23 protein-coding genes are annotated in these 19133 nt (G+C 64.2%); 16 read left to right on the top strand and 7 right to left on the bottom strand.

Annotation, left to right across the window (positions count from 1 at the left end):
- Positions 1-106: 106 nt before the first annotated feature.
- From ACQR1W_RS29055 to tsaA, 9 genes are all read left to right on the top strand, one after another.
- On the top strand, positions 107-988 hold the full coding sequence (locus ACQR1W_RS29055) for an NmrA family NAD(P)-binding protein (RefSeq protein WP_434853994.1): 882 nt from the start codon (positions 107-109) through the stop codon (positions 986-988).
- Positions 989-1036: 48 nt separating this feature from the next.
- Positions 1037-1477: a MarR family winged helix-turn-helix transcriptional regulator gene (locus tag ACQR1W_RS29050; RefSeq protein WP_434853993.1), complete on the top strand. Its 441-nt coding sequence runs from the start codon at positions 1037-1039 to the stop codon at positions 1475-1477.
- A gap of 259 nt (positions 1478-1736) precedes the next feature.
- Entirely contained in the window at positions 1737-2474 is a 738-nt protein-coding gene (locus tag ACQR1W_RS29045; protein WP_434853992.1) for an AzlC family ABC transporter permease, read from the top strand.
- The gene (locus ACQR1W_RS29040; protein WP_434853991.1) at positions 2471-2815 is read left to right on the top strand and encodes an AzlD domain-containing protein; all 345 of its coding nucleotides are present in this window, start codon (positions 2471-2473) and stop codon (positions 2813-2815) included. Before ACQR1W_RS29045 ends, ACQR1W_RS29040 begins: the two co-directional genes overlap by 4 nt.
- Before the next feature lie 171 nt (positions 2816-2986).
- Complete coding sequence (locus ACQR1W_RS29035; RefSeq protein ID WP_434854044.1) at positions 2987-3904, top strand: NUDIX hydrolase; 918 nt, start codon at positions 2987-2989, stop codon at positions 3902-3904.
- Between the two features lie 54 nt (positions 3905-3958).
- Complete coding sequence (nadA, locus tag ACQR1W_RS29030) at positions 3959-4945, top strand: quinolinate synthase NadA (protein ID WP_434853990.1); 987 nt, start codon at positions 3959-3961, stop codon at positions 4943-4945.
- Positions 4942-6492, top strand: coding sequence for an L-aspartate oxidase (locus ACQR1W_RS29025; RefSeq protein WP_434853989.1), 1551 nt, complete (start codon positions 4942-4944; stop codon positions 6490-6492). Before nadA ends, ACQR1W_RS29025 begins: the two co-directional genes overlap by 4 nt.
- A complete protein-coding gene (gene nadC / locus ACQR1W_RS29020) occupies positions 6489-7337 on the top strand; it encodes a carboxylating nicotinate-nucleotide diphosphorylase (RefSeq protein WP_434853988.1) in 849 nt (282 codons plus the stop codon). The genes ACQR1W_RS29025 and nadC overlap by 4 nt, the downstream gene beginning before the upstream one ends.
- Before the next feature lie 130 nt (positions 7338-7467).
- Complete coding sequence (gene tsaA / locus ACQR1W_RS29015; RefSeq protein ID WP_434853987.1) at positions 7468-7962, top strand: tRNA (N6-threonylcarbamoyladenosine(37)-N6)-methyltransferase TrmO; 495 nt, start codon at positions 7468-7470, stop codon at positions 7960-7962.
- 140 nt (positions 7963-8102) lie between these two features.
- Here the strand turns inward: tsaA and ACQR1W_RS29010 are convergent, their stop codons facing one another.
- The 4 genes from ACQR1W_RS29010 to ACQR1W_RS28995 form a co-directional block, all read right to left on the bottom strand.
- On the bottom strand, positions 8103-8528 hold the full coding sequence (locus tag ACQR1W_RS29010; RefSeq protein ID WP_434853986.1) for an HIT family protein: 426 nt from the start codon (positions 8526-8528) through the stop codon (positions 8103-8105).
- Between the two features lie 67 nt (positions 8529-8595).
- Positions 8596-9807, bottom strand: a complete 1212-nt coding sequence (locus ACQR1W_RS29005) for a GNAT family N-acetyltransferase (protein WP_434853985.1) — start codon at positions 9805-9807, stop codon at positions 8596-8598.
- An 88-nt stretch (positions 9808-9895) separates the two neighbouring features.
- A complete protein-coding gene (locus tag ACQR1W_RS29000) occupies positions 9896-10648 on the bottom strand; it encodes a glycerophosphodiester phosphodiesterase (RefSeq protein ID WP_434853984.1) in 753 nt (250 codons plus the stop codon).
- 24 nt (positions 10649-10672) lie between these two features.
- Positions 10673-11140 (bottom strand): RidA family protein, encoded by a 468-nt coding sequence (locus tag ACQR1W_RS28995; RefSeq protein ID WP_434853983.1) that lies wholly within the window; start codon positions 11138-11140, stop codon positions 10673-10675.
- A 259-nt stretch (positions 11141-11399) separates the two neighbouring features.
- On the opposite strand from ACQR1W_RS28995, the gene ACQR1W_RS28990 reads away from it, so the two are divergent.
- Positions 11400-12257 carry a cell envelope integrity EipB family protein gene (locus tag ACQR1W_RS28990; protein ID WP_434853982.1) on the top strand — a complete coding sequence of 286 codons (858 nt, stop codon included), beginning with the start codon at positions 11400-11402 and terminating at the stop codon, positions 12255-12257.
- Between the two features lie 188 nt (positions 12258-12445).
- Positions 12446-12706 (top strand): hypothetical protein, encoded by a 261-nt coding sequence (locus ACQR1W_RS28985; protein WP_434853981.1) that lies wholly within the window; start codon positions 12446-12448, stop codon positions 12704-12706.
- An 87-nt stretch (positions 12707-12793) separates the two neighbouring features.
- Here ACQR1W_RS28985 and ACQR1W_RS28980 read toward each other — a convergent pair whose 3' ends face one another.
- Positions 12794-14119 (bottom strand): DNA polymerase IV, encoded by a 1326-nt coding sequence (locus ACQR1W_RS28980; RefSeq protein ID WP_434853980.1) that lies wholly within the window; start codon positions 14117-14119, stop codon positions 12794-12796.
- A complete protein-coding gene (locus ACQR1W_RS28975; RefSeq protein ID WP_434853979.1) occupies positions 14098-14397 on the bottom strand; it encodes a DUF3572 domain-containing protein in 300 nt (99 codons plus the stop codon). Before ACQR1W_RS28975 ends, ACQR1W_RS28980 begins: the two co-directional genes overlap by 22 nt.
- Before the next feature lie 218 nt (positions 14398-14615).
- Between ACQR1W_RS28975 and ACQR1W_RS28970 the strand changes: the two genes are divergently transcribed.
- From ACQR1W_RS28970 to ACQR1W_RS28950, 5 genes are all read left to right on the top strand, one after another.
- Complete coding sequence (locus tag ACQR1W_RS28970; protein ID WP_008967908.1) at positions 14616-14981, top strand: response regulator; 366 nt, start codon at positions 14616-14618, stop codon at positions 14979-14981.
- Between the two features lie 11 nt (positions 14982-14992).
- The gene (locus ACQR1W_RS28965) at positions 14993-16411 is read left to right on the top strand and encodes a PleD family two-component system response regulator (protein WP_434853978.1); all 1419 of its coding nucleotides are present in this window, start codon (positions 14993-14995) and stop codon (positions 16409-16411) included.
- Between the two features lie 141 nt (positions 16412-16552).
- Complete coding sequence (locus tag ACQR1W_RS28960) at positions 16553-16750, top strand: hypothetical protein (RefSeq protein WP_434853977.1); 198 nt, start codon at positions 16553-16555, stop codon at positions 16748-16750.
- 536 nt (positions 16751-17286) lie between these two features.
- Positions 17287-18021, top strand: a complete 735-nt coding sequence (locus ACQR1W_RS28955) for an alpha/beta fold hydrolase (RefSeq protein ID WP_434853976.1) — start codon at positions 17287-17289, stop codon at positions 18019-18021.
- 313 nt (positions 18022-18334) lie between these two features.
- Positions 18335-18766, top strand: coding sequence for a DUF1127 domain-containing protein (locus tag ACQR1W_RS28950; RefSeq protein ID WP_434853975.1), 432 nt, complete (start codon positions 18335-18337; stop codon positions 18764-18766).
- Between the two features lie 98 nt (positions 18767-18864).
- Here ACQR1W_RS28950 and ACQR1W_RS28945 read toward each other — a convergent pair whose 3' ends face one another.
- A complete protein-coding gene (locus ACQR1W_RS28945; RefSeq protein WP_434853974.1) occupies positions 18865-19128 on the bottom strand; it encodes a hypothetical protein in 264 nt (87 codons plus the stop codon).
- Between the last annotated feature and the right edge of the window lie 5 nt (positions 19129-19133).

The raw sequence follows: 19133 nt of genomic DNA, 5'->3' as shown, positions 1-19133 counted from the left end.
TCGAGCGCCGGCGCTGAAATCGGCCAGATGGGCTTGTAAATAGGAGCGTATGCTCCTATTTTGTCCAGATACGAGCATATGCTCTTGAATGAAAAGGATCGTCATCATGAGTGAGGCTGAGTTTCTTGTGAGCGGTGCCACCGGACGCACCGGGGGAGCCGCCGTCGACGAACTGCTCAGGATGGGCAAGCGGGTGCGGGCCTATGTGCGCAAGGACGATGAAAAGGCCGCTGCTCTGCGGTCGCGCGGCGTCGACATCGCGGTCGGTGATTTCACCGATATCGACGACATCCGTGCGGCAATGGAAGGTATCCGGTCGGCCTACTTCCTTCATCCGATCGCGCCGGGAATTATCAGCGCCTCCGCCTATTTCGCGCAGGCTGCGAAGGAGGCAGGCGTCACCGCGATCGTCAACATGTCGCAGATCTCGGCGCGGCGGGAAGCGGCGAGCCATGCGGCGCAGGATCACTGGCTTGCCGAGCGGGTGTTCGATTGGTCGGGTGTCGCGACGACGCATCTGCGTCCCACCTTCTTTGCCGATTGGCTGGTCTATCCACATTGGGGTCGCGAAATCTGGGCCAAGAAGACGATCAGTTTCCCATTCGCAAACGGCCGTCACGCACCCATCGCGAGCGAGGACCAGGGGCGGGTCATCGCGCATATCCTGGCCTCTCCAACAGGTCACGAGGGCAAGATCTACACGCTCCATGGTCCGGTCGAGATGAACCATACGGAGATCGCCGCGGCCATGAGCGAGGTGTTGGGCGCCAAGATCGACTACGCGCCGAGCTCGATCGAGGAATTCAAGCAGAAGATGGAGCAGTCATACAAATTCCCGCCGTTCCTGGTGCAGCACTTGGTCGAAGTTGCCCAGAACTATCGGGATGGCATCTTCGCGGGTACGAACGACAATGTCGAAAGGATCACCGGGACCCCGGCGCTTTCGGTCCAGGCTTTCATCAAGAAGCATCGGAACGTATTCGCGTGATGTGCGCAGCGCGTTCGGACCGTTGACGGAAATCGAGAGGACAGAGAAATGCCGCTGGCCGACCAACCATTGAGGATCGATGCGTGCAACTGCAACGCGGTGAGAAAGGCGAGCCGGCAGATCACGCGATTCTATGATGCTCATCTGGAGCCGACCGGCCTGCGCATCACGCAGTTCCTCATCCTGGCTGCGCTGGCCGAGGTGGGGAGTGCTGCGATCAATCCTCTTGCCGAACGCCTCGACGTCGAACGGACGGCCATGGGCAAGATGGTCGGCCTGCTGGAACGCGACGGCGTAATCAGGCTTCGGCCGTCACCCACTGACGGCCGAAGTCGCCTGATCGAGCTCACTGAAAAAGGACGTCGTCTTCACGCCGAAGCATCGCCTCTCTGGCGTGAAGCCCAGCGGCAGTTCGAGCAACTGAACGGCGCCAGGAATGTCACGGAGCTCCGGCAGGGTTTGAGACAGATGGTCGTCGGCCCTTCCTGAGAGCCGGCGCATCTCTGGCTGACCTGAGCGCGCGGCGCCAGCCGGGACAGCTTTTCGCTTGCGGTGGGCCGGGGCTCGCTTGGTCCGCAGAGTGCCATCGGCATTGGCCGGGAGATTCGACAGGAACGTGGACAAGCGGCCGCCGACCGCCGCAAACCGCGTCGGATGCGATTACCGCAGGGCCGCAGGCGCCGCGCGACGGTTGACGGCACCCGCTCTCCCAGCCTTATGGAAGCATGCAATTGCTTCCCGCTCGCCCGTGACGCTTCCTCCGCTCGATTCCCAACAATGGCATGGCGCGATCCGCGCCTTCGGCTGGGGCTTGCGCGCGACATCGGCGACGATCCTGTCGATGGTGCTGTTCGTCACGTTCATTGGCATCGGCGCGCTCGCCCACGACACCCATTTCAGCATGCTCTGGGCGATCTTGAGCACGGTATTGGTCTGGGCAGGCCCGGCGCAGATCATTCTGGTGACGACGCTCGGATCGGGGCAGACCATCGTACAGTCGGCGATCGCCGTGACCATGAGCGCGATCCGCCTGTTTCCGATGGTGGTGGCGGTGATGCCATTGCTGCGCACGCCCGCGACCAAGCGGCGCCAGCTGGTGCTGGTGGCGCATTTCACGGCGGTGACGCTCTGGGTCGAATGCTACCGCTTCCTGCCGCATGTGCCGCGCGAGCGGCGGATCGCCTTTGTCCATGGCCTCGGCACGGGCTTGATCACGATCGGGCTCGTGGCCACCATCATCGGCTATCTGCTGGCGGCCAATCTCTCGCAGACCTTCGGCGCGGCGGTGCTGCTGCTGACCCCGCTGGCGTTCCTGTTTTCCACCGCGCGCAATTCCAGAGAGCTGGCCGATGTGCTCGCGCTGGCATTGGGGCTCGTCTTCTATCCGGTCGCGGCGCTGCTCAACAGCGGCGTCGACATTCTGGTCAGCGGCGTCGCCGCCGGCACCATCGCCTTCGGCGTCCACAAATGGCGGCAGCGCACGTGAGCGACTTTATCGGGGACTGGCATACGCTGGCGGTGCTGCTGGTCGCAGGCGTGATCCCAAACCAGATCTGGCGCATGCTGGGCCTCTGGCTCGGCGGTGGGCTCGACGAGGGCTCCGACCTGCTGGTCTGGGTCAAGGCCGTGGCAACCGCCATCCTCGCTGGCGTCATCGCGCAGATCCTGGTGCATCCACCGGGCGCGCTGGCAAGCGTGCCGTGGTTCCTCCGCTATGGTGCACTGGCCGCGGGCTTCGCAGCCTTCATGGCGACGCGGCGGTCGATCTTTGCCGGGGTGGTGTGCGGCGAGGTCGTCATGCTCGCGGGCAGATGGTGGCTCGGATAGAGCACGGCTTCCGACATCTCGGGGATAAAGGGCCTGCCAACACTCCTCGATTACAAACGTTCGCAATTGGACGTGCGGCGATATGATGTGAACTCGGAATCGGCGCACTGGGACCATCAGCGGAGTGGGTTCAGCAACGTGGACAAGAAACCGCAGAACACCGTGACATCGATGGATGCGATTACCGCTGATCTCGTGGCTGTGCTGGTCGCGGTGAGCGACGGCAATCCCAAGATCATGACGATCGCGCACGCGAGCGCCTTGCCGAGCGGGCCATTTCAGTTCGCGCACCGTTCGCTGCAGATGGGCCTGCGTGCCTGGGTCGAGGCCCAGACCGGCCGTCCCATCGGCTATGTCGAGCAGCTCTATACCTTCGCCGATCGCGGCCGCACCGGCGATTCCGACGCGCCGCACCGCATCTCGATCAGCTATCTCGGTCTCACCCGCGAGGAGCTGATGCACCACGGATCCGAGGCGCAGTGGTCCTCCTGGTACGATTATTTCCCGTGGGAGGATCACCGCGCCGGGGCGCCTGCACTAATCGCCAAGACCATCGCGCCGAAGCTGCGCACCTGGGCCAAATCGGAGGTCAATTCCGCGCTCCAGAAGCAGCGCTGGCGCCGCGCCGCCATCACCTTCGGGCTCGACAGCCACGACTGGAACGAGGAGCTGGCGCTGCAGCGCTATGAACTGCTGTACGAAGCCTCGCTGATCCCTGAGGCCGTACGGGACAAGGGGGACGGCGAGCCGGTGGTCCCCGGCCGCGCCATGACCGCCGACCACCGCCGGATCCTTGCCACCGGCATTGCCCGCCTGCGCGCCAAGATCAAATACCGGCCGGTCGTGTTCGAGCTGATGCCGGCCGACTTCACCCTGCTGCAACTGCAACGCAGCGTTGAGGCGCTTGCAGGACGGCTGGTGCACAAGCAGAATTTCCGCCGTCTCATCGAGCAGCAGGAACTCGTTGAAGAAACAGGCGCAATCGCCGCCGACACGATCGGCCGTCCGGCCAAGCTGTTCCGCTTCCGCCAGGGCGTGCTGGCCGAACGGGCCGTGATCGGAAGCAAGCTCCCGCTCTCCCGCTCTTGACTTGAATTATGCTCAGGATAAGTATAAGCCATAATATACTCAAGGAGAGTATAAATGGCCATGCTTGAATCAAACGCGCTTGCGCGCACTGCGCCGCTTTATGACCGCGTCAAACGCGTGATCCCGCCGCCGGAATGGGCGACCTTCGCTGATGATGTCGAGGCGATCCTCGCGCTCAAACGCAAGCGCAATGCGGTGGTGCTCGCCCACAACTACCAGACGCCGGAAATCTTTCATGGCGTGGCCGATATCGTCGGCGACAGCCTGTTGCTGGCGCGCGAAGCGACCAAGGTCGATGCCGACATCATCGTGCTCGCCGGCGTGCACTTCATGGCGGAGACGGCCAAGCTGCTCAATCCCGGGAAGAGGGTGCTGATCCCCGACCTCGAGGCCGGCTGCTCGCTGGCGGAATCCATCACCGCGCAGGACGTGCGGCTGATGCGCGAGCGCTATCCGGATGCGCCCGTGGTCGCCTATGTCAACACCTCCACCGCGGTGAAAGCAGAGGCCGACATCTGCTGCACCTCCGGCAACGCGCTTGCCGTCGTGGAGTCGCTCGGCACCGGTCACGTGATCATGCTGCCGGACGAATATCTCGCCCGCAACATCGCTGCGCAAACCAGAGTGAAAATCACGGCCTGGAAGGGCCATTGCGAGGTGCATGAGCGCTTCAACGCCGAGGATGTCCGTGCGCTTCGTGACAATCACCCAGGCATTACGGTGCTGGCGCATCCGGAATGTCCGCCGGAGGTGGTGGCGGAGGCCGATTTTTCCGGGTCAACAGCGGCGATGTCGAGCTTTGTCGACAACAAGCGGCCGGCGCGCGTCGTGCTGCTGACGGAATGCTCGATGAGCGACAACGTCGCAGTGCTGCACCCCGATGTCGAGTTCATCCGGCCCTGCAATCTGTGTCCGCATATGAAGCGGATCACGCTGAAGAACATTCGCCACGCGCTCGAGACCGATCAGCACGAGGTCACGATCGATCCTGAGATTGCCGATCGCGCCCGGCGCTCGGTGGAAAGGATGTTGGCCCTATGAGCATCGATCTCTCTGGGCTGGCTGGACAGCCCGTGATCATCGGCGGCGGTGCCGCCGGCCTGATGACCGCGCTGCAGCTTGCGCCCGAACCCGTGGTGCTGTTGTCGAAGTCGCCGCTCGGCGGGGAAGCCTCGAGCCTGTGGGCGCAAGGCGGCCTCGCCGCGGCCGTGGGTGCGGACGACGACCCTGCGCTGCATCTGCAGGACACGATCGCTGCTGGAGCCGGACTGTGCGACGAGGCTGCCGCCGCGACCATCGTCCAGGCTGCGCCGGCGGCGGTCGACCGCCTCGCGCAGCTCGGGGTCGCCTTCGATCGGCAGCCGGACGGCAGCTGGCGCTTGGGGCTGGAAGCCGCGCACAGCCGTAAGCGGATTGTGCATGCCACCGGCGACGGCACCGGCCGCGAGATCATGCGCGCGCTGATCGCGGCCGTGCGCCGCTGTCCGTCGATTACGCTGCTGGAAGGATTTGAGGCGCGCAGGCTGATCGTCGAGGACAAGGCGATCGCGGGTGTGCTGGCTGCGACGGTCGACGGCCCGGCGATGCTTGCCACCACGCGTGTGGTGATCGCGACCGGCGGCATTGGCGGCCTGTTCCTCGACAGCACCAACCCCAGTGGCTGTTTCGGCCAGGGCCTTGCGCTTGCGGCACGTGCGGGCGCTGAGCTGTCCGACCTCGAATTCGTGCAGTTTCACCCGACGGCTTTCGACGGACCGTCGCGGCCGATGCCGCTGCTGACGGAAGCGATCCGCGGCGACGGCGCGATCCTCATCGACGAAACCGGCGACCGCTTCATGGCGGACGAGCTAGGTGCCGAGCTTGCGCCGCGCGACGTCGTGGCGCGCGCAGTCTGGCGGCACCGCGCGCAAGGACATCGCGTGTTCCTCGATGCGCGCACCAATCCGGGCGCGGATTTCGCCGCGCGCTATCCGGTGATCAGCGCCTTCTGCAGGATGGCCGGCATCGACCCGGCGGTCGACCCGATCCCGGTGCGGCCGGCCGTGCATTACCACATGGGCGGCATCGCCGTGGATCGTGCGGGCCGCAGTACGGTCGAGGGTCTTTGGGCCTGCGGCGAGGTGAGCCGCACCGGGCTGCACGGAGCCAACCGGCTGGCCAGCAATTCGCTGATGGAAGCGATCGTCTGCGCGCAATGGGTGGCGGAGAGCGTCGCCGGCGCGCCGGGCAGCGCCAGCCTACTGCGTGAGTTTCTGGCGCTTCCTGCGGCGCCCGACCCCGTCGCGGTGCGGCCGCTGCTTGCAAAAGGCCTTGGTGTGTTGCGCGATCGCCAATCGATCGCAGACGCCATTCGCAGCCTGCTTCCGCTCGCGGAAGGCGCCGGCGTCGCGGCCGATCCGGCCCTGGTCGGGCTGATGATCGCGGTTGCCGCGCATGGGCGCGCGGAGAGCCGCGGCGCGCATTACCGGACCGATTTTCCGGACACGCTGGCCGTTGCTCGATCGTCCACCTTCACTCTTTCACAGGCGATGGATGCCGTACGGGACATCGTCGACGCCGAATATCCGCTCAGGAGTGTGCTGCCATGACCCTCAATCCGCTCTCACCCTTGCTCTATGAGCCGCTGGTGCGCATGGCTCTGCTCGAGGATCTCGGCCGGGCCGGTGACATCACCACGGATGCGATCGTCCCGGCCGAGCAGGGCGCGTCGCTCGGCTTGAGGGCGCGCCAGCACGGTGTGATCGCGGGGTTGGAGGTCGCGCGCTGCGCGTTTCAGCTGGTCTCACCCGCGGTGCGGATGGAGATCGAACGGCCCGACGGCAGCGTCGTGGCGCCGGGCGACACCATCGCAACCATCAGCGGCCCGGCCCGCGCGCTGCTGACGGGTGAGCGGACCGCGCTCAACTTTCTCTGCCGCCTGAGCGGCGTCGCCACCGCGACCGCCTCGCTTGTCGTGGCGGTGAAGGGAACGCGGGCGCAGATCGTTTGCACCCGCAAGACCACGCCGGGGCTGCGCGCGCTGGAGAAATACGCGGTGCGTGCCGGCGGCGGCGCCAATCATCGCTTTGGCCTCGACGATGCCGTCCTGATCAAGGACAACCATATCGCGGTGGCTGGCGGCATTGGGCCTGCGATCGCGCGCGCAAAGGCCCATGTCGGCCATCTCGTCAAGATCGAGGTCGAGGTCGACACGCTGGCGCAGCTCGAGGAGGCGCTGGCCCTCGGCATCGATGCCGTCCTGCTCGACAACATGACGATCGAGGATCTCAGGCAGGCCGTCGCGATGGTCGGCGGCAAGGCGATCACCGAGGCCTCCGGCCGCGTCACCGCGGCGACCGCGCCCGCGATCGCTGCGACCGGCGTCGACCTGATCTCGGCCGGCTGGATCACGCATTCCTCGGCCGCGCTGGATATCGGGCTGGATCACCTGTGAGGGGCAGCCTCCGAGGAATAAATCGTTTACCTCGTGATCCCCGGATGCCAACATTCGCTGACTTGCTTGCCGAATGGGAGCGAATGTTGGGGGATCACCAGGGTTCGCGCCTGTCTATGGGATCAGCTTCATGACAATCGATACCGATCTCCGTCCGGGCGAAGTGGCCATCGACGCGCCACCGCCGCGCGACGCACAGCTCTATTTCATCGGCCGCATCCGCACGCCCTGGACATCCAGGCTGGAGACGCCGCGGCAGGGCAGCCATGAGGGGCCGGTGTGCCGGCTCGAAATCTTCGAGCCGTGGGTGCCGGCGCTGAAGGGCGTCGATTTCTACACCCATCTCGAGGTGATCTACTGGCTGGACCGCTCGCGCCGCGACCTCGTGCTGCAGAGCCCGAAGCATCACGACGAGAAGACCCGCGGCACCTTCTCGCTGCGCTCGCCGGTGCGGCCCAATCCGATCGGGACCTCGACGGTCAGGTTCGTCGCACTGGAGGGCAATACGGTGCTGGTGCGCGGGCTCGACTGCCTCGACCAGACGCCGCTGTTGGACATCAAGCCGGACCGCTGCGTGTTCTCGCCGCTGTCGCAGCAGCAGGTGATTCGAGGCGAGACAGACTAATTGGCCAACATGCTGTTGCGATTTGTCTTGTTGCGCTCCCATCCCGATACAGGTGTTGAGGAGGGAATATTCCGCGCCGCATACGACCTTCGCGACATGCCAAACACGCATCCTCCAGATCGCGCCATCCCAGCGCGGGATCACCCCTTCAACGCTGCGGCCAATTTCGCCGCGTGCTCTTCCAGCACCTTAGGCTCTTCCTTGCGGCTCGCGGGCGGCAGCAGGGAATCGCCGGTATGGCGGGGCATCACATGCACATGCAGGTGAAACACCACCTGGCCGCCGGCGTGCTCGTTGAACTGCTGGATGGTGATGCCGTCGGCGCTGAACGCGGACTTGGCGGCCCGGGCGATCAGGCGCGTGGCGCGGCCGACGTGGAGATAGTCTTCCTCGGTGATGTCGAGGATGTTGCGGGCAGGGGCCTTCGGGATCACCAGCGTGTGACCGGGCACGCGCGGCATGATGTCGAGGAAGGCCAGTACATGGTCGTTCTCGTAGACCTTGTAGCTGGGGAATTCGCCGCGCAGGATTTTTGCGAACGGATTGTTGGGATCATAGGCGGTCATTGCTGCACCTCGGGGCTCCTCGGACCGGCGTTACTTTCATCGCCATCCGCCAAAGGTCAATAGCGGGTCAGGACGGCTCGTCGACGGCCTTGCGGAATGGTCCGGTTTCCGCGAGCTCGCGGCCGACCTCATCGACATAGGCGCGCTCGCGCTTCAGATAGTCGCCGATAGCCCGGCGCAGGCCACGGTCGGCGATGAAATGCGCGGAATAGGTGGTCTGTGGCAGGTAGCCGCGTGCGATCTTGTGCTCGCCCTGCGCGCCGGCTTCCACGATTCTGAGCCGGCGCTGGATGGCAAAATCGATCGCCTGATAGTAGCAGACCTCGAAATGCAGGAACGGGTGGTGCTCGATCGCACCCCAGTTGCGGCCGAACAGCGTGTCGGAGCCGATGAAGTTGATGGCGCCGGCGATCCAGCGGCCCTCGCGCTTGGCCATGACGAGCAGCACGTCGTCGGCCATGCTCTGGCTGATCAGCGAGAAGAACTTGCGGTTGAGATAGGGCCGGCCCCATTTGCGCGAGCCGGTGTCCATGTAGAAATCGAAGAAGGCGTCCCAGGCCTCTTCGGTGAGGTCCTTGCCGGTCAGCCAATGGATGGTGATGCCATTCGCGAGCGCATCGCGCCGCTCGCGCTTGATCGCCTTGCGATGGCGGGAATTCAAGGTCGCCAGGAAATCGTCGAAGCTCGAAAAACCCTGATTGTGCCAGTGGAACTGCTGGTCGGTGCGCTTGAGGAAACCTTGGCCGGCCAAAAGCTCCCATTCGTGCTCGCGGGCGAAGGTGACATGGACGGAGGAGGCCTCGCTGATCCCGCATAGCGCGATCAGCCCTTGCGCGAGCGTATTGCCGATTTGAGTCCGATCCTCTCCGGCGCGGATCAGGAGCCGTGGGCCGGTTGCCGGCGTGAAGGGAACCGAGACCTGCAGCTTCGGGTAATAGCGGCCACCGGCGCGCTCATAGGCGTCGGCCCAGCCGCGATCGAAGACATATTCGCCTTGCGAATGTGACTTCAGATAGCAGGGAACGACGCCGACGATCCGCTCGTCGACCTTGGCCACCAGATGGCGGGGCGCCCAGCCGGTACGGATGGTGGCGCAGCCGGAGGCTTCGGCCGCCGACAAAAACGCATGCGAAACGAAGGGGTTGTAGGTTTGGCTGAGCGCGCTGCACGAACTGGCCAGAGGCTCCGGTGCCAGCGGATTGGCGCAGGCGTTCCAATCGACCGCCGGGATCTCGCCAATTCCGGGCAGTGCTTCGAGCGTGATCTCAGATGATGCCATCGAACCCTTGGAAGAGGTGGAGGGAATGATCCCCGTCAGCCCCGCCTCCCTAAGATCGTGCATTGCAGCAGCGACTGCAAGGTCGCTCTCATGCTTCCGGCGTAAAGCCTTCGAAGATCATCTGATCCGCGTAGCGCCCGGCAGCCTGGCGCTGCTCCGGGGTGCGAACCGTCCAGGCTAGGAGCGGGCAGCCGAACACGTTGCGGGCGATCCAGGGCGCAGGTGCCGGCAGCTGGTTGACCCAGAAAGCAACGAAATGCGGCCTCGTTTGGAACCCGTGGCGGAGATGCAGCATACTGTCGCGCTGCGCGCGCGTCAGCTTCTCCCAGTAGCCGTCTTCGTAGGTCCGCTGGGCAACGATGCCGCGCGTCAGGTTCGGCATGGTCTCACGCAACGCCAGGACCTGATCGGGATCGAACGACATGCCGACGGCGGGACCGGGGTAGGACGAGAGCACCTCCGCCATCCGCTTCACCAGCCTGCGATCGCCGTTGAAATAGCTTTTCACCTCGATCACCAGCGGCACGCGGCCCGCGACGAGACCGCAGAGATCGGCGAGCGTCATCATCCGCTCATCGGTGTTCTTGAAGGACAGCGCCTTCAGCTCGGCCGCGGTCTTCTCGATGACGTAGCCGGAGCCCTCGGTAAGGCGGCCGAGCTCATGGTCGTGATGCACCATGGCCTCGCCATCGGCGGACAGTTGGATGTCGCATTCGATGGCGAAGTTGCCGGCGACCGCGGCACGCGCCGCGGCCGGCATGTTCTCGACCACGCCGCGAGCGATGTCATGCAGCCCGCGATGGGCGACAGGGCGGGCCGTCAGCCAGTCTGGTGCACGCATATGGCCCGTCCGGTCCCGCGAAGCTCAGGCGATCTCGAAGATGCCTTCGACTTCCACAGCGGCATCTGCCGGCAGCGCGGCCACGCCGACCGTGGTGCGGGCATGGCGGCCCTTATCGCCGAACACCGCGACCATCAGGTCGGAGGCGCCGTTGAGCACCTTCGGCCCATCCAGGAAATCCGGCGCCGAGTTGACGAAGCCGCCGAGCCGGACCACGCGGACGACCTTGTCGAGGTCGCCGATCGCGGCTTTCACCTGGGCCAGCAGGTTGATGGCGCAACCGCGCGCCGCCGCCGCACCGTCCTCGACCGAAACGCCGCCGCCGAGCTTGCCCTTGGCGATCAGCTTGCCGTCGGCGCCGAAGCAGACCTGGCCCGAGACAAACAGCAGATTGCCTGATCGGACGAAGGGGACGTAATTCGCCACCGGCGCCGTGGGCTGGGGCAAGGTGATGCCCTGAGCCACCAAATTCTGTTCAACCGTACCCGCCATGGATATCCCCGTCTGGTCATGAATGGCCGATCCGACGGTCGGATCGGCGGCTTTCTTTGGCGTATCGGACCGTCACTTGCAAGCCGGTGCGGGGAGGCCCCGCTCGGCCGAACGCAGCTGCTGAATTCTGCGGCAATCGCCGGGGTCCACCGGCCCATCTGCTTTGAGCGTTTGCACGTTTACGTGAGACGGCCCCAGTTGCGACGCAATGCCACGATCTCTAATGTGACGATTCTCCGATAGGCCTGGGAAAACTCACATGGCTCGTTCGTTTCGACCGGCGCTCCGTGCGCTCGCTGTTGCCGCAATCGCCATCGGCCCGGCACAGGTTGCGGCCGCAGCACCGTTCCTGCCGCATCAAGCCCTCTATGAGCTGAGCCTGGTCAAGTCGCGCGGATCGAGCCCGATCAACAGCGCGCGCGGCCGCATCCTCTACAATTTCACCGGCAATGCCTGCGAGGGCTACACGTCCGAATTCCGCCAGGTCTCGGAACTCGATGTCGGAGAAGGCAAGGTGACGTTGAGCGACCTGCGCTCGACAGCCTGGGAAGACGGCAGCGGCAAGAGCTACCGGTTCAAGATCGACTCGCGGATGAACGATACCGATTCCAACCCGGTCGACGGCATTGCCGAGCGCACCGGCGACCACATCACGGTCAAGCTGAAGCAGCCGGAGGCCAAGACGTTCACGCTCGACGGCTCGACAGTGTTTCCGACCGAGCAAATCCAGCGCATCATCGCTGCCGCGCGCGAAGGAAAGTCGCTGCTGGAGCTGTCGGTCTATGACGGATCGGACAACGGCGAGAAGGTCTACAACACGCTGACCGTGATCGGACAGCCGATTCACGACGACAAGACGGTCAGCGCCCCCGATCCTGCGACCGCGAGCGAGCAGATGAAGGGCCTGACCCGCTGGCCGGTCACGGTCAGCTATTACGACAGCGAGGCGAAGAAGACCGAAGGCGAGCAGACGCCGATCTATGCGATGTCCTTCGAGCTGTACGAGAACGGCGTCTCGCGTTCGCTCGTGCTCGACTACAATGATTTCGTCATCGCCGGCGCGCTCGGCAAGTTCGACGTCAAGGACGCGAAGGACGAGAAGCCCTGCGGTCATTAGTCCCGCAGCGGCGATCAAAGTCGTCCGGCCGATCACGCAATGCCGAGTTGTGTTCCTTGAAGATTGTTGCTTCGCGTGACGTTGAAGCGATGTGAGCCGTTGCTCTCCTTGTGCGCCGGCAGTCGCTGGCCATTTCCATTGATGAAGATCCGCGTCGTGCGGTCTTCTAAATGACATGGAGAGATGACATGGCAAGGCTCGAACTAATCGTGAGCACAGTGCTGGTCGGAGCTGCGCTCGCTGCGCCGGCAATGGCTCGCGAGCATCATGTGAGACCGTCTCACGCCATGACGGAGGTCCAGGCCAATACTGGCGTGATCCGTTTCCCCGACGGCCGCGTCTGCATCCCGGCGCCGCGGGTCGGGGCGTTTGCCACCGCGCCGTGGACCAACGACGTTCCCTGTGAGCCGTATGGCTACGGCAACTATGGCTACAATTACGGCTACTGACGCCGAGCCCATCAGGTGATGCGCGCCGAAACAGTCCACAACGACGGCTTGAGACTGTTTCGGGCGCGATCATTGCCTCATCGCGCGTCATCCGGCCTTCTCCGGCCCGTCATAGGCGATGCCGCGGATCACGGCGTCCTGGCCGAACTTCTTGCGCAGGGCATCCATGGCGCGCTCGGCTGAGGCCGAGCGGCGGTCGAGCATGTCGCTGTCACCGGCCTCGGACCCCGGGCGCAGCGCGCTGACGCCAGCCCCCATCAGACGGAATGCCGTGCCGTCGGTCTCGCGCGCCAGCATCTCGCGGCAGATCGCAAAGATCTTGCCGGCGAGCTGCGTCGGCGCGGCGATCGATTGCGAGCGGGTCCGTTGCCGGAAGTCCGCGGTCTTCAGCTTCAGCGTGACGGTGCAGCCCGCGAGATTGCTGGCCTTCAGCCGATACGAGACTTTCTCGGCAAGGCGCCACAGCAGCTTCTCCAAAGTGGCGTAATCGCGGATGTCGTCCTCGAACGTGGTCTCGCTGGAAATGCTCTTGGCGCCGCGATCGGCAATCACCTTGCGATCGTCGATGCCACGCGCGAGCCGCCAGAGCCTGCGGCCATCGCTCGGAAACTGCTTCATCAGCTCGATCTCGTCGGCCCGCTGCAGGTCGGCGATGGTGCGAAAGCCGCGTTGCGCCAGCCGCTCCTGCGTCGCCGGCCCCACGCCGAAGATGAAGCCGACCGGCTTGTCGGCGAGCAGCTCGCGGGCGTCCTCCTGGTCCAGCGTGGCAAAGCCGCGGGGCTTGTCGAGATCGGAGGCGATCTTGGCCAGGAATTTGTTGCAGGACAGTCCGACCGAGACCGTGATGCCGATGTTTGCTTCCACTTCGCGGGCAAAGCGCGCCAGCACCTTGGCGGCAATCATGCCGTGAACGCGTTCGGTGCCGGAGAGATCAAGGAACGCCTCGTCGATCGACAGCGGCTCGACCAGCGGCGTCAAAGCCTGCATGGCCTGCCGCACTTCGCGGCCGACCCGGACATATTTCGCCATATCGGGGCGGATCACCACGGCTGACGAGCAGAGCTCCAGCGCCTTGAACATCGGCATCGCCGAGCGCACGCCATAGGTGCGCGCGATGTAGCAGGCTGCGGAGACCACGCCGCGCTTGCCGCCGCCGATGATGACGGGCCGGTCGGCGACCTCAGGGTTGTCGCGCTTTTCCACCGTGGCGTAGAACGCGTCGCAATCGATATGGGCAAGCGCGAGCGCGGGCAGCGCGCGATGCCGGACCAGGCGCGGCGAGCCGCAGGCGGTGCAGCGCCTCGCCTTCGGATCCAGGTCGCTGAGGCAATCCCGGCAGAAGCAGGTCGGTCCGGTCGCCGCGCGCGGCCCTGCATCCGGCGGGGGGGCGCTCACGGCACGTCGCGCTCCCATTTACGGTCCCCCAATACCTCCCGTGCCGCCATGATATTGGTCGGGTGCAGTTTGGAGGCCTCGGCGAAAGCCTTAACGCTAGCGTCGTCTTTCAGGATGAAATCGAGCACATGAGCGAGGAAATTCGGGTCGGCAGCCGACGACCGGAGGGTCTCCGGGCCGATGCCGGTCTCGGCCAGAAAGCGCCCCAGACGCTCGGGGTCGCCGGCCAGGAAAGAAAGGGCCTGAATCGCAACGATTTCAGCAACTTCCCGGGGATTTCGAACAGGCTTTTTCAACGGCCGGTTTGCCTTTCCGTTAACTTCTGGGCTCTACTTTGGGGCAGCCATCATGCCCGAGTCTTCGAAATCTGTTCAAGCAACTGGAAACCATCTCGCCGAAGATGGAAGATCAACTTTAACGGCTTTACGCGAATCTAGGGCGAGTTTGAATTAGATGAAATCGGCGGGCAGGGGTCCGCCGGAGGGCAGTGGGTGTCAGTGATGAGGAGGGACGGATGGGAAAGACCGTCCTGATCGTGGAGGACAACGAGCTTAATATGAAGCTCTTTCGCGATCTGTTGGAAGCGCATGGATACCAGACGTCCGGGACCAGTTCCGGTGTCGAGGCGCTCGACATCGTACGCAAGACGCGCCCCGATCTGATCCTGATGGACATCCAGCTGCCCCAGGTCTCCGGGCTCGAGGTCACGCGCTGGATCAAGGATGACCCGGAATTGCGTTCGATTCCGGTGGTCGCCGTCACGGCATTTGCCATGAAGGGCGATGAGGAGCGTATCCGCGAAGGCGGATGCGAGGCGTATCTTTCAAAACCGATCTCGGTCGGAAAATTCATTGAAACCGTGCGACGCTTTATCGGGTAGGGGAGTTTTCGATGTCCGCGCGTATCCTTGTGGTCGACGACGTCCCGGCCAATGTGAAGCTGTTGGAAGCGCGGCTGTCTGCCGAATATTTCGACGTGCTGACGGCGTCCAACGGCGCGGAGGCGCTGCAGATGTGCCAGCGCGCTGAATGCGATATCATCCTGCTCGACGTGATGATGCCGGACATGGATGGCTTCGAGGTCTGCCGCCGGCTCAAGACGAATCCGGTGACCCATTACATTCCGGTGATCATGGTCACGGCGCTGGACAGTCCGGCGGATCGCGTCCGCGGATTGGAAGCCGGCGCCGACGACTTCCTGACCAAGCCGGTGTCGGACGTCGTGCTGATCGCGCGCGTCAGGTCGTTGACACGGCTGAAGATGATGACCGACGAGCTGCGGATGCGCGCGCTGACCTCGCTCGAGATCGGCGTGCAGGCGCCGGAGCGCGATGCGGTCGCCGATACCGGACGGGGCGGGCGCGTGCTCCTGGTCGACGACCGGCCGTCGTCCTATGAGCGGCTGGCGCCGCTGCTCGCGGCCGAGCATGCCGTCGACGTCGAGCCCAATCCGGCCGAGGCAGTGTTCAATGCAGCCGACGGCAATTACGACCTCGTCATCGTCTCGCTCGATCTCGACAATTTCGACGGCCTGAGGCTCTGCAGCCAGATCCGCTCCTTGGAGCGCACCAGGCATGTGCCGATCCTCGCGGTGACGGACGCCGACAACAACACGCGGCTGTTGCGTGGGCTCGAGATCGGCGTGAACGATTATCTGTTGCGTCCGGTCGACAGGAACGAGCTGCTGGCGCGGGCGCGCACCCAGATCCGTCGTCGCCGCTACACCGACCATCTGCGCGACAATGTGCAGAATTCGATCGAGATGGCGATCACCGATGCGCTGACCTCGCTGCACAATCGCCGCTACATGGAGACGCATCTCGCGACTTTGGCCGAGCAGGCCGCCAGCCGCGGCAAGCCGCTGGCGCTGATGATGCTCGACATCGACTTCTTCAAGGCCATCAACGACACCTATGGTCACGACGCCGGCGACGACGTGCTGCGCGAATTCGCCATGCGGGTGCGCCGGTCGATCCGCGGCATCGATCTCGCCTGCCGCTACGGCGGCGAAGAGTTCGTGATCGTGATGCCCGAGACCGACCTGCATGTCGCCGGCATGGTCGCGGAGCGCCTGCGGCGCTCGATCGCCAACGAACCCTTTTCGGTCCAGAAGGGCGAGACTCGCATCGAGGTCACGGTCTCGATCGGGCTTTCGACGCTCGAGCAGAAGGGCGAGCCGATCGGCGACGTGCTGAAGCGGGCGGACACCGCGCTCTATCGCGCCAAGCATGACGGCCGCAATCGCGTGGTCACGATCGCCCCGCCGAACCAGCCAAGCTTCCTGCCGCAGGTCGCCGGCCGCGGCCGCTGAGGGGCAGGGCGGCCCCAAGGGGCGGCCGCTGCCAGCTCTGTCGTTGATAAATGCGCGCATCTCTCTCCAGATCGTCATTCCGGGCTCGCGCTGCGCGCGCCCCGGAATGACAGTGAGTTTGTTGCACGATCCGCCACAGACATGACCATCCGTCCTCGCCACGCATCCTGCGTCCGAGCTTTGAAATTCATCGCCCATCGAAATGAAGGGCGCAGGGAAGGCCGGGAGCTCGCCGCTCCCATGGCCCGCCTGCAACAAGAAAAGCAGGCGGCAGTCACCACAGGCTCGGCCGAAACATCCCGGCCTTCCCTGCGCGATGGCTTTATGGCTTATACGTGATCTCCCCGGGGACCGGCTTGTTTGCCCCCGTCACCTGCGACACGCCATAAGCATCGTCGCAAGCTTGACACCAGCACCGGGATGCCAGGACCACACGATTTCGCCGTGCGTATCGGTGTTGTTCGCCCGCGCGAGTGATCACGCTGCAACCCGACACGCCCACCGCTTCCCACCCCCACGTTCGTGACGACCGCGATACGCCCCTCCAAGTGAAGCGGGATGCGCATCAGTAGCATGATTTCCGAAAAAGCGAAATAGAAAAATTGCCGAGCCGAAAGCGGGCGAGAGCGATCCGATTGAAAGGGTTTGAGAAATTAGTTTTTCGGTGCCGGAGGTCGACCATCGTCGCTATCTGGCGAACTGCAGACCTGATCGGGGCTCGGTCCGCGAACGGCCAAAAGCGGTTTCCTCAACACGCGATGCACAATGCTAGGGAGCTTGAGTGCCAGACGTGGTGACTGAGAGGGGGCGCTCACAAGGTTGCAATGGCTCGTTTCGTGCCCACCTAACGTCGGTCGAGACGACCGGGGACTCGAATGCCATTCGTCAAACATCGCGGCCAGCGGATTCACTACACCGTGGACGGCGACGGACCTTTGATCGTGCCGCAGCACGGCCTTCTCATGAGCGGCGAAAGTTGGAAACGTGGCGGGATTGTCGATGCGCTCACAGATCGATACCGCGTTGCCTGTGTGGACTCGCTCGGCCATGGAGAGAGCGACAAGCCGTACGAGGCGGCCCTCTATCACCAGAACCAACGCGCTGGCGACATTGTCGCCGTGCTCGACGACCTGGACTGCGAGCGCGTCCACTTGGTCGGGCACTCGATGGGTGCTTGGTTGGCAGTCGGTGTGGCCAAATATTATCCGGAACGCTTGTCTTCACTGGTGTTGGGTGGCTGGGATTTCGTGAACGGTCTTCCTCCGACCAGCAGAGGGCCACTCACCTTCGATGCTTTTATGAAGTTTGCCGGGCGCGTTGCACCTGAGTTGGTTCAGTGGGTTACACCGGCATGCGAGCCCGGCGTGCGCGCGTGTTTTGAAGCGCTCGGCCAACTCGATGATGCGCGCCAAGCCGTAGTGGGCGCGGGTGCCCCGGTGCTGATCTGGGAGGGGCGAGATGATCCCGCTCACGATCAGCGGAAGACGCTTGCTGAGGCTGCAGGACTAGCGTTTCTTTCAACGGCCGGCGATCACCTGGGCATGCTGCTTGTCCATGGGGCCGAGGCTGCGAAGAGTATACGAGCATTCGCGGCGCGCTACAGTCCGTAGGGGCGGATGAGCGAAGCGTGATCCGCCCCTACGATTGTAAAATGGCGGATGACGCTAGCGCCAATCCGACAGACGTGCTGCTAAGCTGCAACAACTCGCCTCCAGGATGCATCCACGCAAACATATCGCTTGATGTTGCGTGCCTGGCGTGGTAACTACATGCCCATGAGCAAATCGGTGCGCATCGTCAACTTCAACCACATGACCGGCTTCGGCTGGGACGTGGAGGGAGTCGTGCGCTAGGAGTTTGACGACACGATCTTCCACCAGGCCCCGCCGGCATCGGACGGGGCCTTTTATTTGGCCACGCTCCATGCCGGCACAACAGCAGGAGCAACCGATGCCACCTCACCAAGCTGACCTCGATGCCGCGACCTTGCGCAATTCAGCGGGGTTCGACGTCGACCTCGCGCCGTCGAAAGCCGCCACGGGCGAGGCTTTGGCGGCGGCGCCTTCCGATACGGCCATCGCGGCGCTGAGAGACGCGTCGTCGGAAAAGAGCGCCGCCGGGCCACCCAGCGCACCGGCGTGGAACGTGCTCAGCCTGCTCGCGCGATACTGGCGTGCGTTTTACGACCGCCGCCGACGCGAGAGATTGCGAGCGACCCTGTACGGCCTGAGTGAGAGGGAGTTGATGGATATCGGGCTGACGCCCGGCGACATCAACTACATCGTTGCTTACAGGGCTTTCGAGAAGCGGAGGGACGGCGCAACCGATCCATGGCTGTCCCGGGGTTTGATGTAGTCCGCAGGGTGGATCAGCTCGTAGCCGACGTCCTGCCGTCGACGCGGGTCCGAGGTTCGGCTTCTGCATCGAGCCTCGAGACCCGCGATCGACGCCCTTCAGCGCCGCCGCCCAACGCGATTGACGCCGCCATTTGCGTTGCCACCGACATTGTGGCGGACCGCAGCTCGCGCCACCGGACGAGGCCTGAGCACGACGCCAGGCCTCGCCACGCAGCCGACGGGGTAGCCGACATACGTGCAGTAGATCACGGCCTTAGCGGGTGCCGGGGTGAGGGTGGCACCTGCAAGCCCCAACAAAATGCTGACGGACATTCCCGCAATCGTTGCGGACTTGATGAAAGAGTCCGTTTGCTGATGCATCGTGA

The organism is Bradyrhizobium sp. HKCCYLS1011, assembly GCF_051167795.1.
In the GTDB taxonomy this organism is placed as follows: domain Bacteria; phylum Pseudomonadota; class Alphaproteobacteria; order Rhizobiales; family Xanthobacteraceae; genus Bradyrhizobium.
This window is presented reverse-complemented; position numbering and strand designations above follow the sequence as displayed.